General features: G+C 64.8%; 17 protein-coding genes. 5 read left to right on the forward strand and 12 right to left on the reverse strand.

The window, feature by feature from the left end:
• The first annotated feature begins 87 nt into the window (after positions 1-87).
• On the forward strand, positions 88-783 hold the full coding sequence (locus ATY02_RS25250) for a hypothetical protein (protein WP_068582814.1): 696 nt from the start codon (positions 88-90) through the stop codon (positions 781-783).
• A 64-nt stretch (positions 784-847) separates the two neighbouring features.
• On the opposite strand, the gene ATY02_RS25255 is transcribed toward ATY02_RS25250, so the two are convergent.
• Entirely contained in the window at positions 848-1,630 is a 783-nt protein-coding gene (locus ATY02_RS25255) for a sulfite exporter TauE/SafE family protein (RefSeq protein ID WP_068582813.1), read from the reverse strand.
• A 331-nt stretch (positions 1,631-1,961) separates the two neighbouring features.
• On the opposite strand from ATY02_RS25255, the gene ATY02_RS25260 reads away from it, so the two are divergent.
• Positions 1,962-4,571 (forward strand): hypothetical protein, encoded by a 2,610-nt coding sequence (locus tag ATY02_RS25260; protein ID WP_068582808.1) that lies wholly within the window; start codon positions 1,962-1,964, stop codon positions 4,569-4,571.
• Position 4,572: 1 nt separating this feature from the next.
• On the opposite strand, the gene ATY02_RS25265 is transcribed toward ATY02_RS25260, so the two are convergent.
• The 6 genes from ATY02_RS25265 to ATY02_RS25290 all read right to left on the reverse strand — a co-directional run bounded on the left by ATY02_RS25265 (position 4,573) and on the right by ATY02_RS25290 (position 11,804).
• The gene (locus ATY02_RS25265) at positions 4,573-5,103 is read right to left on the reverse strand and encodes a DUF3087 family protein (RefSeq protein ID WP_068582805.1); all 531 of its coding nucleotides are present in this window, start codon (positions 5,101-5,103) and stop codon (positions 4,573-4,575) included.
• 126 nt (positions 5,104-5,229) lie between these two features.
• Complete coding sequence (locus ATY02_RS25270; protein WP_068582802.1) at positions 5,230-6,723, reverse strand: PepSY domain-containing protein; 1,494 nt, start codon at positions 6,721-6,723, stop codon at positions 5,230-5,232.
• Positions 6,724-6,775: 52 nt separating this feature from the next.
• Positions 6,776-8,944, reverse strand: coding sequence for a TonB-dependent receptor (locus ATY02_RS25275; protein ID WP_068582799.1), 2,169 nt, complete (start codon positions 8,942-8,944; stop codon positions 6,776-6,778).
• A 118-nt stretch (positions 8,945-9,062) separates the two neighbouring features.
• Entirely contained in the window at positions 9,063-9,446 is a 384-nt protein-coding gene (locus ATY02_RS25280) for a DUF2946 domain-containing protein (RefSeq protein ID WP_068582797.1), read from the reverse strand.
• Between the two features lie 221 nt (positions 9,447-9,667).
• On the reverse strand, positions 9,668-10,579 hold the full coding sequence (locus tag ATY02_RS25285; protein ID WP_068582794.1) for a universal stress protein: 912 nt from the start codon (positions 10,577-10,579) through the stop codon (positions 9,668-9,670).
• A 97-nt stretch (positions 10,580-10,676) separates the two neighbouring features.
• A complete protein-coding gene (locus tag ATY02_RS25290; protein WP_068583028.1) occupies positions 10,677-11,804 on the reverse strand; it encodes an MFS transporter in 1,128 nt (375 codons plus the stop codon).
• A 97-nt stretch (positions 11,805-11,901) separates the two neighbouring features.
• On the opposite strand from ATY02_RS25290, the gene ATY02_RS25295 reads away from it, so the two are divergent.
• A complete protein-coding gene (locus ATY02_RS25295; protein ID WP_068582791.1) occupies positions 11,902-12,666 on the forward strand; it encodes an AraC family transcriptional regulator in 765 nt (254 codons plus the stop codon).
• 11 nt (positions 12,667-12,677) lie between these two features.
• Here the strand turns inward: ATY02_RS25295 and ATY02_RS25300 are convergent, their stop codons facing one another.
• From ATY02_RS25300 to ATY02_RS25315, 4 genes are all read right to left on the reverse strand, one after another.
• The gene (locus ATY02_RS25300) at positions 12,678-13,118 is read right to left on the reverse strand and encodes a carboxymuconolactone decarboxylase family protein (RefSeq protein WP_068582788.1); all 441 of its coding nucleotides are present in this window, start codon (positions 13,116-13,118) and stop codon (positions 12,678-12,680) included.
• Positions 13,119-13,367: 249 nt separating this feature from the next.
• Positions 13,368-14,810: a mechanosensitive ion channel family protein gene (locus ATY02_RS25305; protein WP_068582786.1), complete on the reverse strand. Its 1,443-nt coding sequence runs from the start codon at positions 14,808-14,810 to the stop codon at positions 13,368-13,370.
• A 261-nt stretch (positions 14,811-15,071) separates the two neighbouring features.
• The gene (gene ycaC, locus ATY02_RS25310) at positions 15,072-15,698 is read right to left on the reverse strand and encodes an isochorismate family cysteine hydrolase YcaC (RefSeq protein ID WP_022639815.1); all 627 of its coding nucleotides are present in this window, start codon (positions 15,696-15,698) and stop codon (positions 15,072-15,074) included.
• 145 nt (positions 15,699-15,843) lie between these two features.
• Positions 15,844-16,719 carry a pirin family protein gene (locus tag ATY02_RS25315; protein ID WP_068582782.1) on the reverse strand — a complete coding sequence of 292 codons (876 nt, stop codon included), beginning with the start codon at positions 16,717-16,719 and terminating at the stop codon, positions 15,844-15,846.
• A gap of 97 nt (positions 16,720-16,816) precedes the next feature.
• Here ATY02_RS25315 and ATY02_RS25320 point away from each other — a divergent pair, with 97 nt between their 5' ends.
• Together ATY02_RS25320 and ATY02_RS25325 are read left to right on the forward strand one after the other, a co-directional pair.
• Complete coding sequence (locus tag ATY02_RS25320) at positions 16,817-17,725, forward strand: LysR substrate-binding domain-containing protein (protein WP_068582779.1); 909 nt, start codon at positions 16,817-16,819, stop codon at positions 17,723-17,725.
• A gap of 109 nt (positions 17,726-17,834) precedes the next feature.
• Positions 17,835-18,374, forward strand: coding sequence for a PaaI family thioesterase (locus tag ATY02_RS25325; RefSeq protein WP_068582776.1), 540 nt, complete (start codon positions 17,835-17,837; stop codon positions 18,372-18,374).
• A 1-nt stretch (position 18,375) separates the two neighbouring features.
• Here the strand turns inward: ATY02_RS25325 and ATY02_RS25330 are convergent, their stop codons facing one another.
• Positions 18,376-18,786 (reverse strand): response regulator, encoded by a 411-nt coding sequence (locus tag ATY02_RS25330; protein ID WP_068582772.1) that lies wholly within the window; start codon positions 18,784-18,786, stop codon positions 18,376-18,378.
• Between the last annotated feature and the right edge of the window lie 166 nt (positions 18,787-18,952).

An 18,952-nucleotide genomic window follows, 5' to 3' on the forward strand; every position in this document is an offset into this window, starting at 1 on the left:
TCGATCGTGCCTGCGCTAACAACTTCCATTCAGCCCATGATGCGTATCCGGTAGGCTGTCGACCACGACTGCCGAGCCAGGAAGGACATGAACCATCTACCACTGATCGATCTTTATCCCATCAGCGATGATCCACCCTCGCCACGGGAAGTCAGCTTGTATCAAGCGGCTCTCCAGAACGGCTGGCCCACCCGGCCATTAAGAGAACAGCAGACCGTCAGCGATGCCAGGGAGCTGGTCATCCATACCCTGCACAACTACTCACTTTCGGGAATCATCAGTGAGCTGCGCCGCCAGCTCAACGCCCATCCCCATCTGCGGCAGGCCAAGTCGGAAATGCCCTACCTGAAGGATTCCGAACCACTGCGGCAGTATCAAAAAGGCTTGGACAAGTTTCCCTTGGCGACGCTGAACGATGAAGTCAGGCGCCACGGCAAACTGCTGGCTCCGCGCCAGGTGCTGTTCCACGGTGGATCCTGCGGGCCAGCTGATGTCAGATCTTTCGTCACCAACCGCCCGTTATCGACCTCGCTCTGCCCGCAGATCGCTGCCTGGCACGCCTATAACGATCAGCTACCGAACACCAACCCCACTCCCGCGATATGGATCCTGAACGCCCCCTATGGCAACAAAAAAGCAGTGATCTACCGCAAAGGCGGGGCAGGAATGGAAAACGAACAGGAGGTTCTGATCGAGTCGGGGGCCACCATCAGCCCCTGGCGCCAGTTCAACGTCCGTACCTCATCGGCCAACGTTCTGGTGATCGAAGCGATCTTGACCTGATAGGAATGGCTGGCCATGGCGCTCTTTTCCTGAGCGAAAACCCACCATGGCCCGGCGCGAAAACTCAGAACGCCAGTTTGTAGCCGATGGAGAACAGCATCACCGCCAGGCATGGGCGCAGGATTTCATCGGATACCCGGCCCGTCATATGGCTGCCAAGCCAGATCCCGGGCAGCGAGCCCATCAGCAGGAAGCCCAACAAGTGCCAGTCCATGTTGCCCATGCTGGCGTGGCCCAGGCCAGCCACCAGGGTCAGGGGTACGGCATGGGCAATCTCGGTGCCTACCAGGCGCTTGGTGGCCAAAAACGGATAGAGCAGGAACAGCGCGACGGTACCCAGGGCCCCGGCACCGATGGAGGTCAGGGCGACCATGGTGCCCAGGATCAGGCCTGTGACCACGGTCAGGCCATTGAGCCCGCCTGGGCTGGGACGGTAGTCACCGCCATGGCGCTGGGCAAAGGCCATGAGTTTCTTCTTGAAGACAATGGCCAGGGCAGTCAGCAGCAGGACCACGCCCAGGCCTTGCTTGATCACCGCGTTCAGGGCCGGGGGGTCGGTATGCAGGTTCTTCAGGAACCAGAGGGTTACCACCACTGCCGGTACGCTGCCCAAGGTCAGCCAGCCCGTGATGCGCCAGTCGATATTGCGGTTCTTCTGGTGCACCAGTACCCCGCCGGACTTGGTGATGGCGGCATACAGCAAATCGGTGCCCACGGCAGTGGCTGGATTGATCCCGAACCAGAGCAGGATCGGGGTCATCAGCGAACCTCCCCCCACCCCGGTCATACCCACGATGAACCCGACAATCAGGCCGGCGACGACAAAACCGAAATTACCCACATCCATCAAATAAAGCCCTACAGATCACGCGGCCAGGTAAAAAACTGGCGCAGCATAGCGGCTAAAGCTTATGACCATTTATATGAATAAAATCTAACGTTATAACCAGCCCTTGAATCGCAATGCACCCAGAGCATGGAAAAGCCTTTTGCGTTGCGCCCGCCACAACCCCTGGCAATCGACAGCGGCCTCGCCCCTTGCGCCTGACTGGCGCCGTTTTCAGTCCTGCAATGAGCTTGCGTACCTCTGCTCCCTGGCATCCGGTATTCTGCTGGGCGCTCGCCGGGGCAGGCCCATCGCCGCGCCCGGGCTCGCCCCATTCCCCCAAGGAAGGTCCATGACAGCCGACGAGACCCCGTACCAGACCGAACAGCAGCGCATTCGCTTCAGGCGCCTGAAACTGCACCAACACGCGCCCGAAGCAGGCAACTGGGGGCTGGCACTGTCCGGTGGCGGCATCCGCAGCGCCACGTTCTGCCTGGGGGTCCTGCAGGCGATGGCGCGAGCCCAGGCCCCCGGCCAACCAGCCGCCAGCCCGGAGGCTCCTCCTGCGGAAAACAGCCTGCTGTCGCGTTTCGACTATCTCTCCACGGTCAGTGGCGGTGGCTATATCGGCAGTTTCTTCTCCAGCCTGTTCCTGCCCGGGCGCCTGCGGGACAAGGCTCCCCTGGAGCCGGAAACCCAGGCTGCCCATGACGCCTACCAGGCGCTGCGTTTCGAGCCACCAGGGCGCATCAGCACCGGCGTCGACTACAGCGAACGCCCGGTAGGCCAGGGCCCCCCGGCCTGGCTGCGGGAAAATGGCCGCTACCTGACGCCTACCGGTTCCGGCGACATGCTCTACGCCCTGGCCATGACCTGGCGCAACTGGCTGTCATTGCATGCCATGCTCGGGATGCCGATCCTGCTGCTGCTCAGCCTGCTGAGCCTGTTCCAGGTGCTTAGCCAGGCCAGCCTGTTGCTGTGGCCGCTGATGGCTGCCCTGCTCTTCGCCTTGCCCTGCGCCGTGGCCTACTGGCTGGTGATTCCCCGTGGCGACCTGGACCAGCCCCCGCGACTGGACAACGGCGCATACCGCAGCTTGCTGGTCATCGTCGCCGGCCTCTGGGTTGGCGGCGGCCTGGCCTATGCCCTGGCTCAATGGCAGGCAGCGGGAGGCCTGGCCCTGGCTGCCGCCCTGGTGGGTAGCAGCGCACTGCTGATCACCCGGCAACTGGTGCGCCACCTGGCCAACGATCGCGATCCGGGCCGCAGCAGCACGTGCAGCAATTGCGTGCGCAACTATCGGGTACAGGTCACCCGGGCCCTGGGCCGGGCCATGGCGGCATTGCTGGTGCTGGGTTTCCTGGCATTGCTGGTGACCGCTGCCCAGGCCCTGTACGAGTACCTGCAGGCTTACCAGGCCCTGGGCACCATGGCATCGCTGGCCCTGGTGATGTGGCTGGTCCGGCGCCTGGTCGTGCTCAAGGACGAGAAGCCGCTTCCGGGCTGGATGCGCAAGCTGCCCCTGGATGTCCTCGCACTGATCGCCGGAGGCCTGCTGCTGACCTTGCTGTGCCTGTGCTGGGCGTTGCTGGTGCAATGGGTCGCCCATGATGGCGGCACGCCGTCCTACAGCACGGCCACGGCCTGGCGCCTGTTGCTCCTGAGCCTGCTGGCCGCCTCGCTGGTTTGCGTTAGTGGACGCTTCATCGGCTTTCTCAACACCTCCTCACTGCACGCCTTCTACAGCGCCCGGCTGACCCGTGCCTACCTGGGGGCGTCCAATGGCCGGCGCTTCAACGGGCCGGCACGGCAACGCCGAACCTACCTGAGCGTGGCCGAACCGATGTCCAGCGACGACCTGTCGTTGCAGCAGTACTACGCCACGCCCAGCGCCGGGCCGGTGCACCTGATCAACGTCACCATGAACCTCACGGTGGACCCCGCCGAACAGCTGGTCCAGCGCGACCGCAAGGGCCAGCCGCTGTGCATCGCGCCGAATTGGGCCCCGGCCCTGGAGGGGACCTCCGGCCTTTGCGAAGGCCCGGCGGAAGGCTACACCCTGGATGGCAAGCCCTACCGCCGCGACCTGCACCACACGCCCTCCTCGGAGATCATGCAGCCCCTGAGCCTGGGCCAATGGATCGGGGTGTCCGGCGCGGCCTTCAGCACTGGCCTGGGCCGTGCCACCAGCCTGGGCATGTCGCTGGTGCTGGGCCTGGCCAACGTGCGCCTGGGGATCTGGTGGCCCAGTCGCTTCCTCGACCCTGGCCAGCAGCATTGGGTCCGGCAGGACCTCAAGCCCTGGACCTACTACAGCACCCAGGCCTATCTGTTCTATGAGTTGACTGCACGCTTCCACGGCTACCGTCGCGACTACCAGTACCTGTCCGACGGCGGGCATTTCGAGAACACCGCCACCTATGAACTGCTGCGCCAGGGACGCCAGGTAAAGCTGATCGTTACCTGCGATTGCGGCTGCGACCCCGACTACCGCTTCGATGACCTGGCCAACCTGGTGCGCCTGGCGCGTATCGACCAGGCCCTGGAGATCCGCGAGGACCCGGGCGTGCTCCAGCATCCACTGCTCAAGACGGTGTTCGCCAGCCAGGAGCAGTTCCGCCAGCCACCTGGCGCCGACAGCCGCCAGTGCGCGCTACTGCTCAATGTGCATGCCCATACGCCGGGCTGCGAGAGCGGCATCGCCACCCAGCCCCATTGCCGGATCCTGGTGCTCAAGCCGCGCCTGATCGCCGGGCTGGCCCCCGACGTGCGCAATTACGCCCGCAACAACCCGGGCTTTCCCAACCAGAGCACCGTGGACCAGTTCTTCGACGAAGCGCAGTTCGAGAGCTACCGGCAACTGGGCCTGGAGATCGGCCGGACGCTGTTCGGCCAGGAGGGACAAGCCAACGAGATAGCCGAGGCCCTGTGGCGCTATCTCGATGGTGAAGCAGCGCTCTAGCTCAGCGTGGCTGGTACGCCTTGACCGCCTCCAGCCATTGCGCCTGAAGGCGTTCCTGCTGCGGGTCGATGCCCTGTTCGGCCAGCAGCGCCAGGTGCCGCTCCACCTCGCCGAGCATCTGCCCATGGGCACTGGAGTTGGCATCGAGCTGGTGCATCTGGCCCAGCCCCAGGTGATAGAAACGCAGCAATTTGAGGGCCGCCGGATCGCGGGCGGCCACCCCGGCGGTGACCTGGTGCATGACGTTGGTCACCCGCATCAGGCTGCGCTTGAGGCGCCAGCCATAGACCGCCGCCGCCATCCAGGGTTGGCTCCAGAACACACTGCGCACCAGGGCGATGCACACCAGCAGGCCGACGCCCACCCCAGTAGCGTTCCAGACCAGGTTATCGCCGCCGCTCTGGCCGAACAGGGCCACGGCGGCGCTGGAGAACAGCATGGCCAGGGCCATGAACACCAGGGCGACGATCAGGGTGCTGCGCCGGGTCTGCCGACGGTAGAGCTCAGGGTCCTGGGGGGTGATGACGAACATGGGGCGATGGGCTCCACTGGCAAGGAAATGGGCGGGCATTATCACCGCTGGCGGCCACGGCGGTGACGAAAATCGCCGCACAAAACGGAAATATCCCCTCGGCTTGATCCAGGTCGGTATTCACCGCTATCGCTCCCGGGGCCGCCTGGGGCGCAATGCGCGCCCCAGGCGCCGCCAACCCAGCACCACGCCACTGACGCTGATCAGCAAGCCACCGGCACTGAACAGCAACATCCACAGGTCCCACAGTGGTCGCTTGCTCAGCAGCGGCAGCCAGTCCCAACTGTGCAACAGGGCGAACAGCCAGCGCGAGGCACGCCGTGGCTGGTCCAACTGGCCCACCACCGCACCGGTGTAGAGATCCAGGTGCAACCAGGTCCGGGCCGGATCGTCGAAGCGCACCCGCAGTGCCGGCAGGCGCTGCTCCAGATGACCGAGCATGCTCTGGGGCTCCCGGGCGTAGTAATAGAAGTCATAGGCCTGTAGTTGCTCGACCTGCAGCGGTTGACCAGGGCTGATGGCCTGGGCTGCCTGTTGCAGGGTGCGAGGCTCGAACCGCAGCAGCACCCGGTCCGCGGCCATGTCCAGGATCCGCGTGCGCCCGGCGCCGTCGTAGCCGATCACATAACCCTGGCCGGCGATCATTCGCCACTCCAGCTCCCGGGCCTGCAGGCCATCATCGGCGAAGCGCTGCAAGACCTGCCCGGCGGTCACGGGGAACGCCCCGGCATCGAGGCTCGCTCCCTGATAGGCCGCCAGCGACAGCGGTCGGGCACTGCTGAAGACCGTCCACGGGTTCATCGACATCAGGCCACTGAAGATCCAGGTGATGGCGAGTACCCCGAACAGCAGGCCGCCCAGGTGATGCCAACGGGCAAAGCCCTGGTAGGGCGAGCGCGAGCCATTGCGATAGGTACGGCCAAAGCGCCAGCGCATCAGCCCCACCGCCAATCCCAGGACCGCCATCAATGTCGCCCCCAGGGACAGGTAGGTGACGATCGGCCCCCAGGCACCATCGATACCGATGCCACGCAATGCATACAGCCAATGCAGCCAGGCACCGATCCAGTTCCAGGCCCGCTCGCTGGCGGTGGCATCGCGCACCACTTCGCCGGTGCTACCGGAGACATACAGCAACCGATCCTCGGCATCGGCCACCGCCACCCGATGCAGCGGCCGGTCGCCATCCAGGGCCCGGGACAGGCTCCAGGTGTCCTGCTCGACCACGCCACGCTCGCTCGCCGCCACCCCGGGAGCGAACTGGTGGGCCGCGGCCAGCGCCTGGGGCCAGTCGGTGGGTGGAATCAGCTGCGCGCTCCGGGCATCCACCGCCACTTTGTGCGCCCGGGGATATTCCAGGACATAACGCGGGGTTCCGGCCACCGTGAGCAGGCGCAGGCTGGTCGGCGCTTGCCCGTTGCCGGCGGCCGCCAGCACCCGTTCCAGGCTGGCCCCCGCCTCGTCCAGGACCAGGGGCGGCAAGTGCGCCAGGCGTTCGGCGGGAGTCAGCTTGGGATAACCGACATACAGCATCACGGCGCCGGAGATGAACCACAGGGCCATGAACAGGCAGGCGACGATCCCCAGCCAGCGGTGCCAGAGGTACAGGTAACGCTTCATCACATCGATCTCGCAGCGATGCGGGGCACCCCGGGCGCCCCGCCGGTTCAGGTCAGAAGCGCGTTTGCAGCGCCAGCTCGAAGGTCCGCGGCGCCCCCAGGTACAGCTGGGTCGGCGCGGTGCTGCGGGCGTACACCCGGTCGGTGAGGTTGCGCACCCGGGCGGTGACCCGGGTATCGGCATCGACCCGATAGCCGACGAAGGCGCCGAAGATCGCGTAGCCCGGTGCATAGCGGGTGTTGGCCGCGTTGGCGTACATCGACGACACATAACGGCTGTCGGCCCCCACCTGCCAGGACGGGGCCAGGTCGTAGGTCAACCACAGGTTGGCCACCTTCTCGGGAATGTTGGTGGGACGGTTGCCCTTGCGCGATACCGGCCGGCCGCCGACGTTTTCATAGAACTCGTCGTACTGTGCATCGACATAGGCGAAGTTGCCCTCGGCCAGAAGTTTGGGCGTGACCCGCAGCGACGCCGCCAGCTCGACCCCGCGGGAAGACTGCTGGCCCACCGGCTGGCTATTGCCGGGGTTGGCCGGGTCGGCGGTGGACAGGTTCTTGCGTTCGATACGGTAGGCCGCCAGGGTGGCCGAGCCGCGCCCTTCGAGGAAGTCGAACTTGCTGCCGATTTCCCACTGGTTGCCGGTGCTCAGGTCGAAGTCGCGCACCTGGCCATAACTGGCGGTGGTGAGGACCCCAGAGGGCGGATCGGCGGCAGTGCTGTATTGCACATAGACATTGGCCGTCGGGGTCAGCTCGTAGACCAGCCCCAGGCGTCCGGTGGTAGGCCGGTACTTGCGCTGGAAGAACGCCGGGTTGGCAGCGTTGACGGCCCGGTAGTTGGTCACTTCCAGGTCGATCTGGTCATGGCGTAGGCCGCTGAGCAAGGACAAGCGCTCGCTGAGTTGCAGGCGGTTTTCCAGGAACAGCGCCCAGGTGTCCACCTGGTTGCGCCGGTTCTTGTCGAAGCTGCGGCGCACTCCGGGCAGTTTCCAGAAGCTACCGGGCTCGAAGCGGTCCGGGTCGACCTTGTCCACCGGGTCCGGCAAAGACAGCGGGTAGTTGCTCATGACGTTGTGGCTGTAGTCGATGCCCGCCGACCATTGGCTGTCCAGGCCGAACACATTGTTCTGATGCAGCAGTTCGAAGCGATTGCCGTTGAGCTCCTGGGCATGGCGCTGGAGCAAGATGCCGGAACGGATCACCTGGGAGTTGTCGGCGTTGTAGGCGTAGTTCTCGACGTTGCGGTATTCGCGATCGGCGTTGTAGTGGTACAGGGTGTTGCGCAGCGAGGTGGCGTCATCGACCTGGTAGTCGATGATCGAGCGCAACCAGCGCACCCGCTGCTCGTAGCGACCGTCTTCGACGTTGTAGTTCTCGAAGCGCCGGCTGCGCTGCACTTGCATCTTGCCCTCCAGCGGTGCCAAGGCCGGGGTCCCCCAGTAGGGACTGTCGACGCGCTCGTCCTGATATTCGAAGGCCAGGGTGTGGGAGAGCTGGTCGTTGATATCCGTCAGCAGGGAAAAGGCCAGGGTCCAGGCATCGCGTTGCTCGCGGTCGATGTAGCCGTTGCTGGTGCTGTGGTTGAAATCCAGGCGCGCGTAGTGCCGGGGGCCCGGCCCTGCGTTGAGGGCGTGGTTGAACCCCAGGGACAGGTCGCGGCTGTCGTAGGAGCCGTAGCTGATCCGCCCTTCGTTGAACGACTCGCTGCGCGAGGCCAGCTTGGTGATGTAGTTGATGGAGCCGCCCACGGCCCCAGCGCCGTAGAGAAAACTCGAGGGCCCGCCCACCGCCTCGACCCGATCGTAGATCCAGCTATCCACCGGTCGCGCGGCGATGGAGTCGTACTGCACGCTGATGCCATTGAACAGCTGGGTGATTTGCGGGCCGGAGAAACCGCGATAGGACACAAACCCCGGGATACCCGGCGAGGAAGCGGCGTTCATGCCCGGCATGCCCAGTAGCACATCCTGGGTCGTGGCGGCGCCGCGCTGCTCGATCTGCTGACGCTCGACCACGCTGATCGACGCCGGGGTCTGCCTGGGAGTCAGGCCCAGGCGCGAACCGGTGGTGCCCTGGGTATCGAGTTGCAGGCCGAACTTCTTCTGTTCATCGGCGCTGATACGCATCTGCGGCAATTCCAGCGTGCCCTCGGCCAGGGCGTTGAAAGACAGGGCGCAGCACAGCGCCGCGCAGCTTGGAGAGCGATACAGGTACTTCATAGTCTCGGACTCGGAAAAGACCATCGAATGCCGCCCGCCCGTGGCCACGCGAACGCGCGCACGGCAACAGGCCAGGGACGGCAGGGAGGCGACCGTGATGGGTCGCCGGGGAGCCAGGTCAGCTCAGAGGGGGAGCCCGAGGGTTGAGAGGCGGCCAGCCATAGCGTGGCGGCGCCTTGTCATGTTGCGCGACCTTGGGTCGTTGCGGGCACTGGCGGCGCAACAGCCAGGCCAGGCAGAACAGCAGCCCCAGGCCCAGGGTGACAGCCGAGCACAGCGGGCAGACCAGGGTATTGAGCCAACCGGCACCTGCCTGGTCGCTGAAGTCGGTGTCCACCGCCGGGCCCTGGTTGCCTAGGGCGGAGCAGAACTGCCCACCTACGCCATTGAGCTCCAGCCCTGCCACCTGGCCATGACCCAATCCGCAGACGAACACGTTGAACAGCACGCAGAAATACAGCGTCCAGGCAACGTGGCGGCGATAGGGCGAGGTGCGAGTCATGGGGCGCAAGGTTAACAGCCGGCAACGCCGTGGAAAATCACCGTTACATTTTTCCTGAGCACGCCCCAGCGCTTCGTGTGGCGGCTGCGCACCCGGTCGCAGCCTCGCTCGCTCGGCAGCGGCTACAAGGGCTGGCACAGCTTGGTGTAGCCGCTGCCGCAGGCTGCGCACGAGCCGCCGGGGATCGTGCGCTCAGCCAGGGATACCGCGCTGGCGGGCGCTCATTCGCGGTCCAGGGATTTTACCGCCAGGATGCTGCCCGGCATCGAGTACAGCGCTCGCTCGGTGGTACTGCCGATCAGCCGGCCGAAGCCGCTGCGGTGCACGGTGCCCATGACCACGGCGTCCACCAGGTATTCATCGACGAACTGGGCGATGCCCGGGACCGGTGGCCCCATGATGAAGTGGCGGAACTCCTGGGGTACGTTGTGCTCATCCCCCAGGCGCTCGAACTCCTGGTGCAGGGAGTCGCGCAACTCGTCCAGGCAACTGACGCTCCAGGCCGTGGAAGCCACCGGCGCCACGCCGTCGAGCATTGGCATCAGGTCATAGGCGTACAGCAGGTGCAGTTGCGCGTCGCACTGCAAGGCCAGGGCATGGGCGGTGCGGATGATCTGGGCATTGAGGCCGCTGATCTGGGTATCGGACTGGGCCGGGTCCACCGCCGCGACGATCCGCCGTGGCAGGTTGTTCGGCGCATCGTTGACCAGGTGCACCGGCACCGGGGCGTCGCGCAGCAGGTGGCAGTCCAGTGGTGTGACGAAGACCCGCTTGAGCGCCGATTCCAGGGTCACGTCCTTGATCAGCAGGTCAGGCTTGAACTCGGCGATGTAGTCCAGCATGTCCTTGAGCACCTGGGTGCTCCAGATCACCTGGGTGCTGACTTCGACGCCCTGCTCGCGCATCCATTGCGCCTCCACCTGTAGCCAGTGCTCATGGCGTTGCAGATAAGCCTGGCGCTCGCTGTCCTCCAGGTGTTCTTCCCACAGGTAAGTGCGCGCTGGCGGTTCGACGAACACCAGGGCATGCAGCTTGGCGCCACTGGCCCGGGCCAGGGCGGCGGCCCGCCGGGCCGCGGGAGACTGGTGCTGCTGGGGATCGGCGATCAGCAGCAAACGCTGGTACTGGCTCATGGTGCACCTCCTTGTTGGGCAGTGGCCTTGAGTGTCGAGCCTGGCAGCCACGGACGCCTTGATACGCATCAACGGCGCCAGCGCTTCTCCATAAAGACTAGCGGCGCAAGCCCGGCAAGCACAGCAACAGGGCCATTGCGCCGCATAGGCACAGGCTCGCCCCCAGGGCCTGGCCCCAACCCACCAGCAGCAATCCGGCACCGATCAACAAGTAATAGAACAACCCGAACAGGGCCCCGGCGCTGCCCAGTCGGTCGCTATAGGCCGCCAGGGCCGAGCCGAGGATATTCGGGATTGCCAGGCCGAAACCCAGCACCACTGCGCCCATGGGCAACACCAGCCACAGGCTGTGTTGCAAGGCCAGCACCCCCAGGCCTCCGGCCAGCACCGCCAGGGCCGCCAGCACCAGCAGCCGGGCACTCTGCCAGCCGCGTCCGAGCAACCAGCGATTGCACCAGGCACCACAGCCGGAGCCCAGGGCCAGCAACGCGCCGCTGTAGCCGAACCATTGCTCGCCCTGGCCCAGTTGGCGGAACAGGAAGGGGCCGAGGCTGTAGTAGCTGAGCAAGGCAATGTTGAACGCCGCCACCAGCAGCGCCGAGCGCCAGATACCGGTATCGCGCAGCATCTGCCACAGGGTCCCGGCCAGGGGCGCCAGGGGCTGGGCCGGCGGACGGGTTTCCGGCAGCGCCCGGGCACAACAGGCCAGCAATATCAGGGCCAGCACCAACAGCGCACCCAAGGCTCCGCGATACCCCAGGGCCTGGGTCAGGCCCGAACCGACGAACAGGCCAATGGCCGGGCTGGCCGCCAGCACCATGCCCACCAGGGAGAACACCCGGGCCAGTTCACGCCCCTGGAACAGGTCCCGCAACAAGGTCTGGGTCACCACCGAGCCCGCCGCCACGCCCATGGCGGCCAGGGCCTGGCCACACAAAAAGGCAGCGAAGTCGTTGGCCAGCAGCCCCAGGCACTGGGCCAGGGCATACAGGGCCAGGCCGCCCAGCAACGCCGGGCGTCGGCCCCAGCGATCGCTCAGGCGGCCCCACAATACAACGCCCGGGGCAAACCCCAGGATGAATACCGAAAGGCTCTGAGCCGCCTGTTCCGGGGGCACGCCGAAGGCCTGGCCGACATCGGCCAGGGCTGGGCTGTAGAGGGTCTGGGCGATCTGCGGGAACATCAGCAAGATCATGGCCAGGGGCATTAAGGTACGGGGATTCATCAGAGTGCTCGGCAAGAAAAACATGCCGGCGATTCTAGGCAGGCAGCATTGGCGTATTATCGAAGCCCTGCCAATAAACATCGGAAACCAGACAACCATGGCATGGATCGAGCCCCAGGCCCGCTTCGACCCGGACGCCTTCACTGCCCCGGTGGTCGGCATCGCCGCAACCCTGGGCGACCACGATTCCGGCCTGCACCAGCACCGGCGCGGCCAGTTGCTGTACACCCGCCAGGGCTGCACGCGCATTACCCTGGCCGACCGCCTGTGCCTGCTGCCGCCCTCGCGAGCGGCATGGATACCGTCTGGGGTCCGGCATCGCGCCCAGATGCAGCAAAGCGTGGATTACCGCTCACTGTACTTCTGCCCCGAACTGGCCCCGCGGCTGCCCGCGGAGGTGGCGGTGATCGAGGTCACCCCATTGCTGCACGCGGTACTGGAGCCCATGGCCCAGGCTGCCTTCGATTGTGACTGGGGCCAGGGGCGCTACCCGCACCTGCTGGGCTTGTGCCTCGAGGAAATCGCTACGGCTTCGCGCCAACCGCTGTCCTTGCCCCTGCCCCGGGACAAACGCCTGCAACCTCTGCTGGACGACCTGCAAAGCCTGCCACCGGAACTGCAGGTGCTCTCGACCCGAGTCGGTGCCAGCAGCCGGACCATCGGCCGCATTTTCCAGCGCGAGACTGGCCTTGGCTACCAGCAATGGCGGCAGCAATGGCGGCTGATGCGCGCCATCGAATTGCTCGCCACCGGGCGCAGCATCAGCTACAGCGCCTTCGAATTGGGTTTTGCCAGCGACAGCATCTTCATCGCCTTCTTCAAGGCCATGACCGGTACCACGCCCCGCGCCTACTTCAAGTGAAACTCGACGCTTCAGGCCTGGGGCAACTTGCGAAAGCCCACCGCCAGGCGATTCCAACTGTTGATGGTGGAAATCGCCATGCTCAGGTCGACGCATTCGCTGGGGCTGAACTGGCTGGTCAGCAACTCGTAGTCGGCGTCCGGTGCCTGGGTCTCGGCGAGCCGGGTCAGGGCTTCGGTCCAGGCCAGGGCGGCACGCTCGCGAGGGGTGAAGAACGGGCTTTCGCGCCATACCGCCACGGCGAACAGGCGACGCTGGGTTTCGCCATGCTTGAGGGCATCGACGCTGTGCATGTCGACACAGAAGGCACAGCCATTGATCTGGGACGCTCGCAGCTTGACCAGTTCGACCAGGGATTTCTCCAGGGGCAGTCGCGAGACCGCAGCCTCCAGGGCGAGCATGGCCTTGAGGGCCTCGGGCGAGGCGGTATAGAAATCCAGGCGTGGTTGCATGAGGGGAAACTCCGGGTCAGTGAGGATGCCGCCACGTTACGCCAGCCCCTGGTCGTGACCAATGACCAATCCCTGGGAACTTGGCTAGACCAATACCTGGTGCTTCGTGTAGCCGCTTGACCTGCTGGCTCGTGTCGCCCGCTCGGTTTATGCAATAGGCTTGCGAGCGCTTATCGGCGGGCGCTGCCTCGCCAGCTCGGCAGCGGCTACAGCAACTGGCGCGGCTGCCGGATGGTTGGTCGGCGCGCCTCAGGTGCGGTTACGCAGCCATTGCATGAAGCCTTTCCTGGCCACTGGCTTGGGCAGCGCCTGGGTCAGGCTCTGGGCCATATGCCGACGGAAATCCAGCAGGTTCCTCATGGCATCGTTGATATCGTGGCGGGCATCCAGGCATGGCTTGAGGAATTCATTGTCGATGCGATACAGGCTGCAGAAAGTCTTGGCCGAGAACTGCGCCAGGGTCGCTTCCTCGGACACCACCCCGGCCTCGCCGATCACCTCGCCCGGCCCCATGCGCCCGGCCTCGAACGGCTGGCCTTCACGCTGCATGGTCACCGACACCACCCCGGACTCGATGATGAACAAATGATCGCTGACCTCGCCGGCCGGCAAGATGGTCTCGCCGGAGCGAAAGGTCTGCAATTGCATGTTCTGGCTGAAGGTGTCCTTCTCCTCCTGGCGCAGGGTGGAGAAGATGCTCGAGGTATCCAGCAATGCCCGGGGCCGGGACAAGGCCACCGGCTGGCTGGTTTCGGTACTGGACAACAATCTGACGCCACTGGCCTGCAGATGACGGAACGCCAGGTCGAACAGTTGGTTACGCACTTCACGCTTCTGCCCCATGCTGGCGACGAAACCGCTGATCTCGTATTCCGCGCCACTGCTGCTGGTGCTTTTCATGGCCACGCTGGCAGCCGGACTGGCGAGCAGGAAGCGGCAACCCAGGGTCGCCCGCTCCAGGGCCTCGATCACTTTCTGCGGGCGGGCATGGGGGCTGACCTGCAAGCTCACCGACAGTCCGTGGACATCGCTGGGCCGGCTGAAATTGGTGATCTTGGCCTTGGAGGCCAGGGAGTTGGGAATCACCACCATGCTGCCCTGGGAGGTCTGCAGCCGGGTCGCGCGCCAGTCGATGTCCACCACCCGCCCTTCGGTGCCGTCGATGGCGATCCAGTCATCGATCTGGTAGGGCTTGGTGGTGTTGAGCACGATCCCGGAAAACAAGTCGCTGAGGGTGCTCTGCAGCGCCAGGCCGACGATGATCGCCAGCGCCCCGGAGGTGGCCAGCACCCCCTTGACCGGCAACTCCAGCACATAGGCCAGGGCCGCGATAATGGCGATCAGGAAAATCACCGCCCCCATCAGGTCCTGCAGCAAGCGTCCGGTATGGCCGACCTGCTGCATCATCAGGGTCCCCAGCAGCACCGTCAGGGTCCGTGCGCCGAACAGCCACCAGCCAATCTCCAGGCCGGTCGCGGCCAGGTGCAACGGTATGTCGTCCGGCCAGGGCGCGGCCTGCAAAGGGTTCATGCCCTGGTTGAACAGCATCAGGCTGTAGAGGCAGAAGATCAGGACCCGTACCGCCAGCTTCCAGTACTCGCCGCGGGCGCCTATCACTCGCCACAGCACGATATCCAGGAACAGCAGGAACAGCGCGGCCAACAACGGATGGTCGGTGAACAGGGAAAACATCGAGGCGCTCCGGCAAGACGAGGACGGCAAGATCGCACGAAAGGGCTTGCAGCAGGTATAGCCGCAAAAACCGGGCATGGAGGGGAAGAGGTAAGCCGCCGGGATACGACGGCTTCAGGGGCCTATCAGGTGTAGCCGCTGCCGCAGGCTGCGCACGGCCCGGCACGAGTCGCCCAACCTGCCTGCGCGATGAACCGGGGGTACCGCGCATCGACGGGTGCTGCCAGCCTCGCGGGCTCGGCAGCGGCTACCAGGACTGGCTTACTTGCCCTGGGTCAGGGTGTTGTAGCTGGTCATCAGGTTGCGGTAGTCGGGGATGTGGTTGGAGAACAAGGTGCCCAAGCCCTCGATGTCGTTGCGCCAGTCACGATGCAGCTCGCAGGCCAGGCCGAACCAGGTCATCAGTTGGGCGCCGGCGGCGGACATGCGGTTCCAGGCCGAGTCGCGGGTCAGCTCATTGAAAGTGCCGGAAGCATCGGTGACCACGAATACCTCGAATCCCTCCTCCAGGGCCGAAAGCGCCGGGAAGGCCACGCAGACTTCGGTCACCACGCCGGCGATGATCAGCTGTTTCTTGCCGGTGGCCTTGACCGCCTTGACGAAATCTTCGTTGTCCCAGGCATTGATCTGGCCAGGACGGGCAATGTACGGCGCATCGGGGAACAGCGTCTTCAGTTCGGGCACCAGCGGGCCATTGGGGCCAGTTTCGAAACTGGTGGTGAGGATGGTCGGCAGCTTGAAGTACTTGGCCAGGTCGCCCAGGGCCAGGACGTTGTTCTTGAAGCGATCGGGGTCGATATCGCGCACCAGCGACAGCAAGCCGGCCTGATGGTCTACCAGCAGAACGGCAGCGTTGTCCTTGTCCAGGCGTTTGTAAGCAGTAGTCATGATGAAGTCCTCGCTAATGATCGATGCCGGGCAATCCGGCCTGAGTGAAGCCCGTGCACACACCACCCGAGGGTGGCGGGCGCCGGGGTGTAGCGCGCGACTGGCAGAGCCTAGTTGCCCCTGGTCGTCGCGCAAGCGCTGCCGATCAGTGATCGGCGGCGTCCATCTGGCCGAAGCGTCCCGATTGGAAATCGACGAAGGCCTGATGAATCTCCTCTTCGCTGTTCATCACGAACGGACCATGGCCGACGATGGGCTCGTCGATGGGTTCGCCGCTGAGCAACAGCACAATCGCATCGTTGTTGGCTTCCAGACTGAGCTGCCGGCCATCGCGGGCCAACAGCGCCAGCTGCCCCTCACGCACCGGTTCCTGGCCGTTGACCAGCAAGGTGCCACGCAACACTACCAATGCCGTGTTACGTCCCGAGTGCAGCTCCAGGTCCAGATGCTTGCCGGCCTCCAAGCGGATGTCCCAGACATCGATCGCAGTGAAGGTCCGGGCCGGCCCCTGGCGACCAGCGAACTGGCCAGCGATCAGGCGCAGGCTGCCGGCATTGCCCGGCAACGGGATCTGCGGGATGTCGCTGGCCAGGATGGTCTGGTAGCCGGGTGCCGCGAGCTTGTCCCGGGCCGGCAGGTTGACCCATAGCTGGACCATCTCCAGGTTGCCGCCGCGCCGGGCGAACTCGGCCGAATGAAACTCCTCGTGGAGAATCCCCGAGGCGGCGGTCATCCACTGCACGTCGCCGGGGCCGATCTTGCCGCCACTGCCGGTGGAGTCGCGGTGCTCGACTTCACCGTCGTAGACGATGGTGACGGTTTCGAAACCGCGATGGGGATGCTGGCCGACCCCGCGCCGGGCGCTAGTAGGGCTGAACTGCGCGGGACCGGCATGGTCGAGCAACAGGAATGGGCTGATGTGCTGGCCCATCTGGTCGTAGGAAAACAATGTGCGGACCGGAAAGCCGTCGCCGACCCAGTGAGGCCTTGGACTGGTGTAGATACCGATGATGTTTTTCATGTGGTCCTCCAGAACTTTCTGATGGACACACCTTAAAACCGATACCTTTGCCACGCTAGACTGCAAAAATCGCCCTTAGCGTTCTATTTGGAGAACGATGTTGGAAGATCTCAATACGCTCTATTACTTCACCCAGGTGGTGGAGCATCGTGGTTTCGCCGCCGCCGGGCGGGCCCTGGACATGCCCAAGTCCAAGCTCAGCAGGCGTATCGCCCAACTGGAGGAACGCCTTGGCGTACGCCTGATCCAGCGCACCAGCCGGCACTGCTCGCTGACCGAGATCGGCCAGGAGTACTACCAGCGTTGCCTGGCCATGCGCGTGGAAGCCGAAGGCGCGGCGGAAGTCATCGAGCGCAATCGTTCCGAACCCCAGGGCCTGGTACGGGTGGCTTGCCCCACGGCGCTGTTGAACTCCTGGGTGGGGCCGATGCTCACCCGCTTCATGCTCAAGTACCCGTTGGTGGAATTGTTCATCGAGAGCACCAATCGCCGGGTGGACCTGATCCACGAGGGGTTCGATATCGCCCTGCGGGTGCGTTTTCCGCCCCTGGAAAATACCGATCTGGTGATGAAGGTCCTGGGCAATAGCACTCAGTGCCTGGTGGGGCACCCGGATGTACTCCGGCATTTTTCGAACCCGCCCTCACCCGCCGATCTCAGCGGCCTGCCGAGCCTGCATTGGGGCGCGGCGCAGCGTGACTACCAATGGCAACTGCTGGGTCCGGAGGGCGCCGAGGCGCTGATCCGCCACCACCCCCGAATGGTTACCGACGATCTGATCGCCTTGCGCCATGCGGTGCTGGCCGGCATTGGCATCGCTCATTTGCCCAAGGTCGTGGTACGCGACGACCTGGATGCCGGGCGCCTGCGGGAACTGGTGCCCGGCTGGGCGCCACGCTGCGGGATCGTCCATGCCATTTTCCCTTCACGCCGGGGCCTGCTGCCGTCGGTGCGCAGCCTGATCGACTTCCTGGGCGATGAATTCAGCCGTAGCGACATGGCGTGAGCAAGACACGGCTGGAAATGGCCGGTCCATGGCGGAAATGCCCCTGTGCAGATAAATATTTCAATCATAATATTTCTTCGAGACATCAGGACCCCATCGAGGAAACGCCATGCAAAGCCCATCACGCGACACCCTGCTAGCCCAATGGCAAGATCAGGAACAGGCCATGCGCACCCGCCTTGCCGGCCCTGGCAGCCTACCCCTGGCCCAGGTCAGCGAGCTGACGCCACAAGAGTTCTTCGAGGGTATCGGCAACGGTGAGCTTCCCTCGCCACCTATCGGCACCTTGCTGGACTTCGTGCCCATCGAATGGTCCAGCGGCCTGTTCGTGTTCCAGGGCACCCCGGATGCACGCCACTACAATCCACTGGGCACTGTCCATGGCGGCTACGCCGCGACCTTGCTGGACTCCTGCATGGGTTGTGCGATCCACACCCGCCTGCAAAAGGGCCAGGGCTACACCACCCTGGACTTGCGCATCAGCTACGTGCGGGCCTTGACCGCAGACAGCGGCCCGGTACGGGCCGAAGGCAAGATCGTACACCTGGGCCGCAGTACGGCCCTGGCCGAAGGGCGCATCTATGACGTGGACGGCCGCCTGTACGCCACCGGCAGCACGACCTGCATGATCCTCCAGCCCAGGGGCTGAACTAGCTCGGACTCGGGCCTGCCAGGGCCCGATACCCGGGTGGATCGATCAACCGCATCAGTTGCCCGAGCGCCTTGCGATCCGGCAACTGGGCATGGCTGACATGGAGACTCTGGCGCCGGTGGCTGGCCAGCTTGGGCCAGCCCGGGCAGTCGTAGATCAGCACCTGGTGCAATTGCCGATTGTCCATGCAGAAGTCCAGCAGGTCGAATGCGCCCGGCACGCTCAAGGTCGCGCTGATGATCGCCAGGTCGAACGGGGCGCTGGCGTACTCCACCAGGGTCAGCAACTCCTCCAGCCGATGCACGGGGGCGATCCGGTAGTAACTCAGCTGGTTGAGGGCTCTCTCGATTTGCAGCCGATGAAAATGCTGATTGTCGGCAATCAGTATGCGCAGTGTGGTGTTGGCCATTCTTCTGATCCTGTGGCGAAGTAGCGACCGGCCGAGGCCGGCCTGTCCTCCTGAACCGGTAGAAGGCTGGAGCAAGCGTCCACGGGCTTGCCATGAGATCGTTCTGAAAACCGCTCCGGCTCGGTCCTGCCATCGGCCTTGCGCACAGGCCGAAGAGTCACGGTCC

This window comes from Pseudomonas sp. BIOMIG1BAC (assembly GCF_001705995.2).
Classification (GTDB): domain Bacteria; phylum Pseudomonadota; class Gammaproteobacteria; order Pseudomonadales; family Pseudomonadaceae; genus Aquipseudomonas; species Aquipseudomonas sessilinigenes.

What these genes read in the sequence shown, in the direction of transcription:
- ATY02_RS25250 (WP_068582814.1), top strand. Translation starts at nt 88, where the DNA reads ATGAACCATCTACCACTGATCGATCTTTATCCCATCAGCGATGATCCA.
- ATY02_RS25255 (WP_068582813.1), bottom strand. Translation starts at nt 1,630, where the DNA reads ATGGATGTGGGTAATTTCGGTTTTGTCGTCGCCGGCCTGATTGTCGGG.
- ATY02_RS25260 (WP_068582808.1), top strand. Translation starts at nt 1,962, where the DNA reads ATGACAGCCGACGAGACCCCGTACCAGACCGAACAGCAGCGCATTCGC.
- ATY02_RS25265 (WP_068582805.1), bottom strand. Translation starts at nt 5,103, where the DNA reads ATGTTCGTCATCACCCCCCAGGACCCTGAGCTCTACCGTCGGCAGACC.
- ATY02_RS25270 (WP_068582802.1), bottom strand. Translation starts at nt 6,723, where the DNA reads ATGAAGCGTTACCTGTACCTCTGGCACCGCTGGCTGGGGATCGTCGCC.
- ATY02_RS25275 (WP_068582799.1), bottom strand. Translation starts at nt 8,944, where the DNA reads ATGAAGTACCTGTATCGCTCTCCAAGCTGCGCGGCGCTGTGCTGCGCC.
- ATY02_RS25280 (WP_068582797.1), bottom strand. Translation starts at nt 9,446, where the DNA reads ATGACTCGCACCTCGCCCTATCGCCGCCACGTTGCCTGGACGCTGTAT.
- ATY02_RS25285 (WP_068582794.1), bottom strand. Translation starts at nt 10,579, where the DNA reads ATGAGCCAGTACCAGCGTTTGCTGCTGATCGCCGATCCCCAGCAGCAC.
- ATY02_RS25290 (WP_068583028.1), bottom strand. Translation starts at nt 11,804, where the DNA reads ATGAATCCCCGTACCTTAATGCCCCTGGCCATGATCTTGCTGATGTTC.
- ATY02_RS25295 (WP_068582791.1), top strand. Translation starts at nt 11,902, where the DNA reads ATGGCATGGATCGAGCCCCAGGCCCGCTTCGACCCGGACGCCTTCACT.
- ATY02_RS25300 (WP_068582788.1), bottom strand. Translation starts at nt 13,118, where the DNA reads ATGCAACCACGCCTGGATTTCTATACCGCCTCGCCCGAGGCCCTCAAG.
- ATY02_RS25305 (WP_068582786.1), bottom strand. Translation starts at nt 14,810, where the DNA reads ATGTTTTCCCTGTTCACCGACCATCCGTTGTTGGCCGCGCTGTTCCTG.
- ycaC (WP_022639815.1), bottom strand. Translation starts at nt 15,698, where the DNA reads ATGACTACTGCTTACAAACGCCTGGACAAGGACAACGCTGCCGTTCTG.
- ATY02_RS25315 (WP_068582782.1), bottom strand. Translation starts at nt 16,719, where the DNA reads ATGAAAAACATCATCGGTATCTACACCAGTCCAAGGCCTCACTGGGTC.
- ATY02_RS25320 (WP_068582779.1), top strand. Translation starts at nt 16,817, where the DNA reads ATGTTGGAAGATCTCAATACGCTCTATTACTTCACCCAGGTGGTGGAG.
- ATY02_RS25325 (WP_068582776.1), top strand. Translation starts at nt 17,835, where the DNA reads ATGCAAAGCCCATCACGCGACACCCTGCTAGCCCAATGGCAAGATCAG.
- ATY02_RS25330 (WP_068582772.1), bottom strand. Translation starts at nt 18,786, where the DNA reads ATGGCCAACACCACACTGCGCATACTGATTGCCGACAATCAGCATTTT.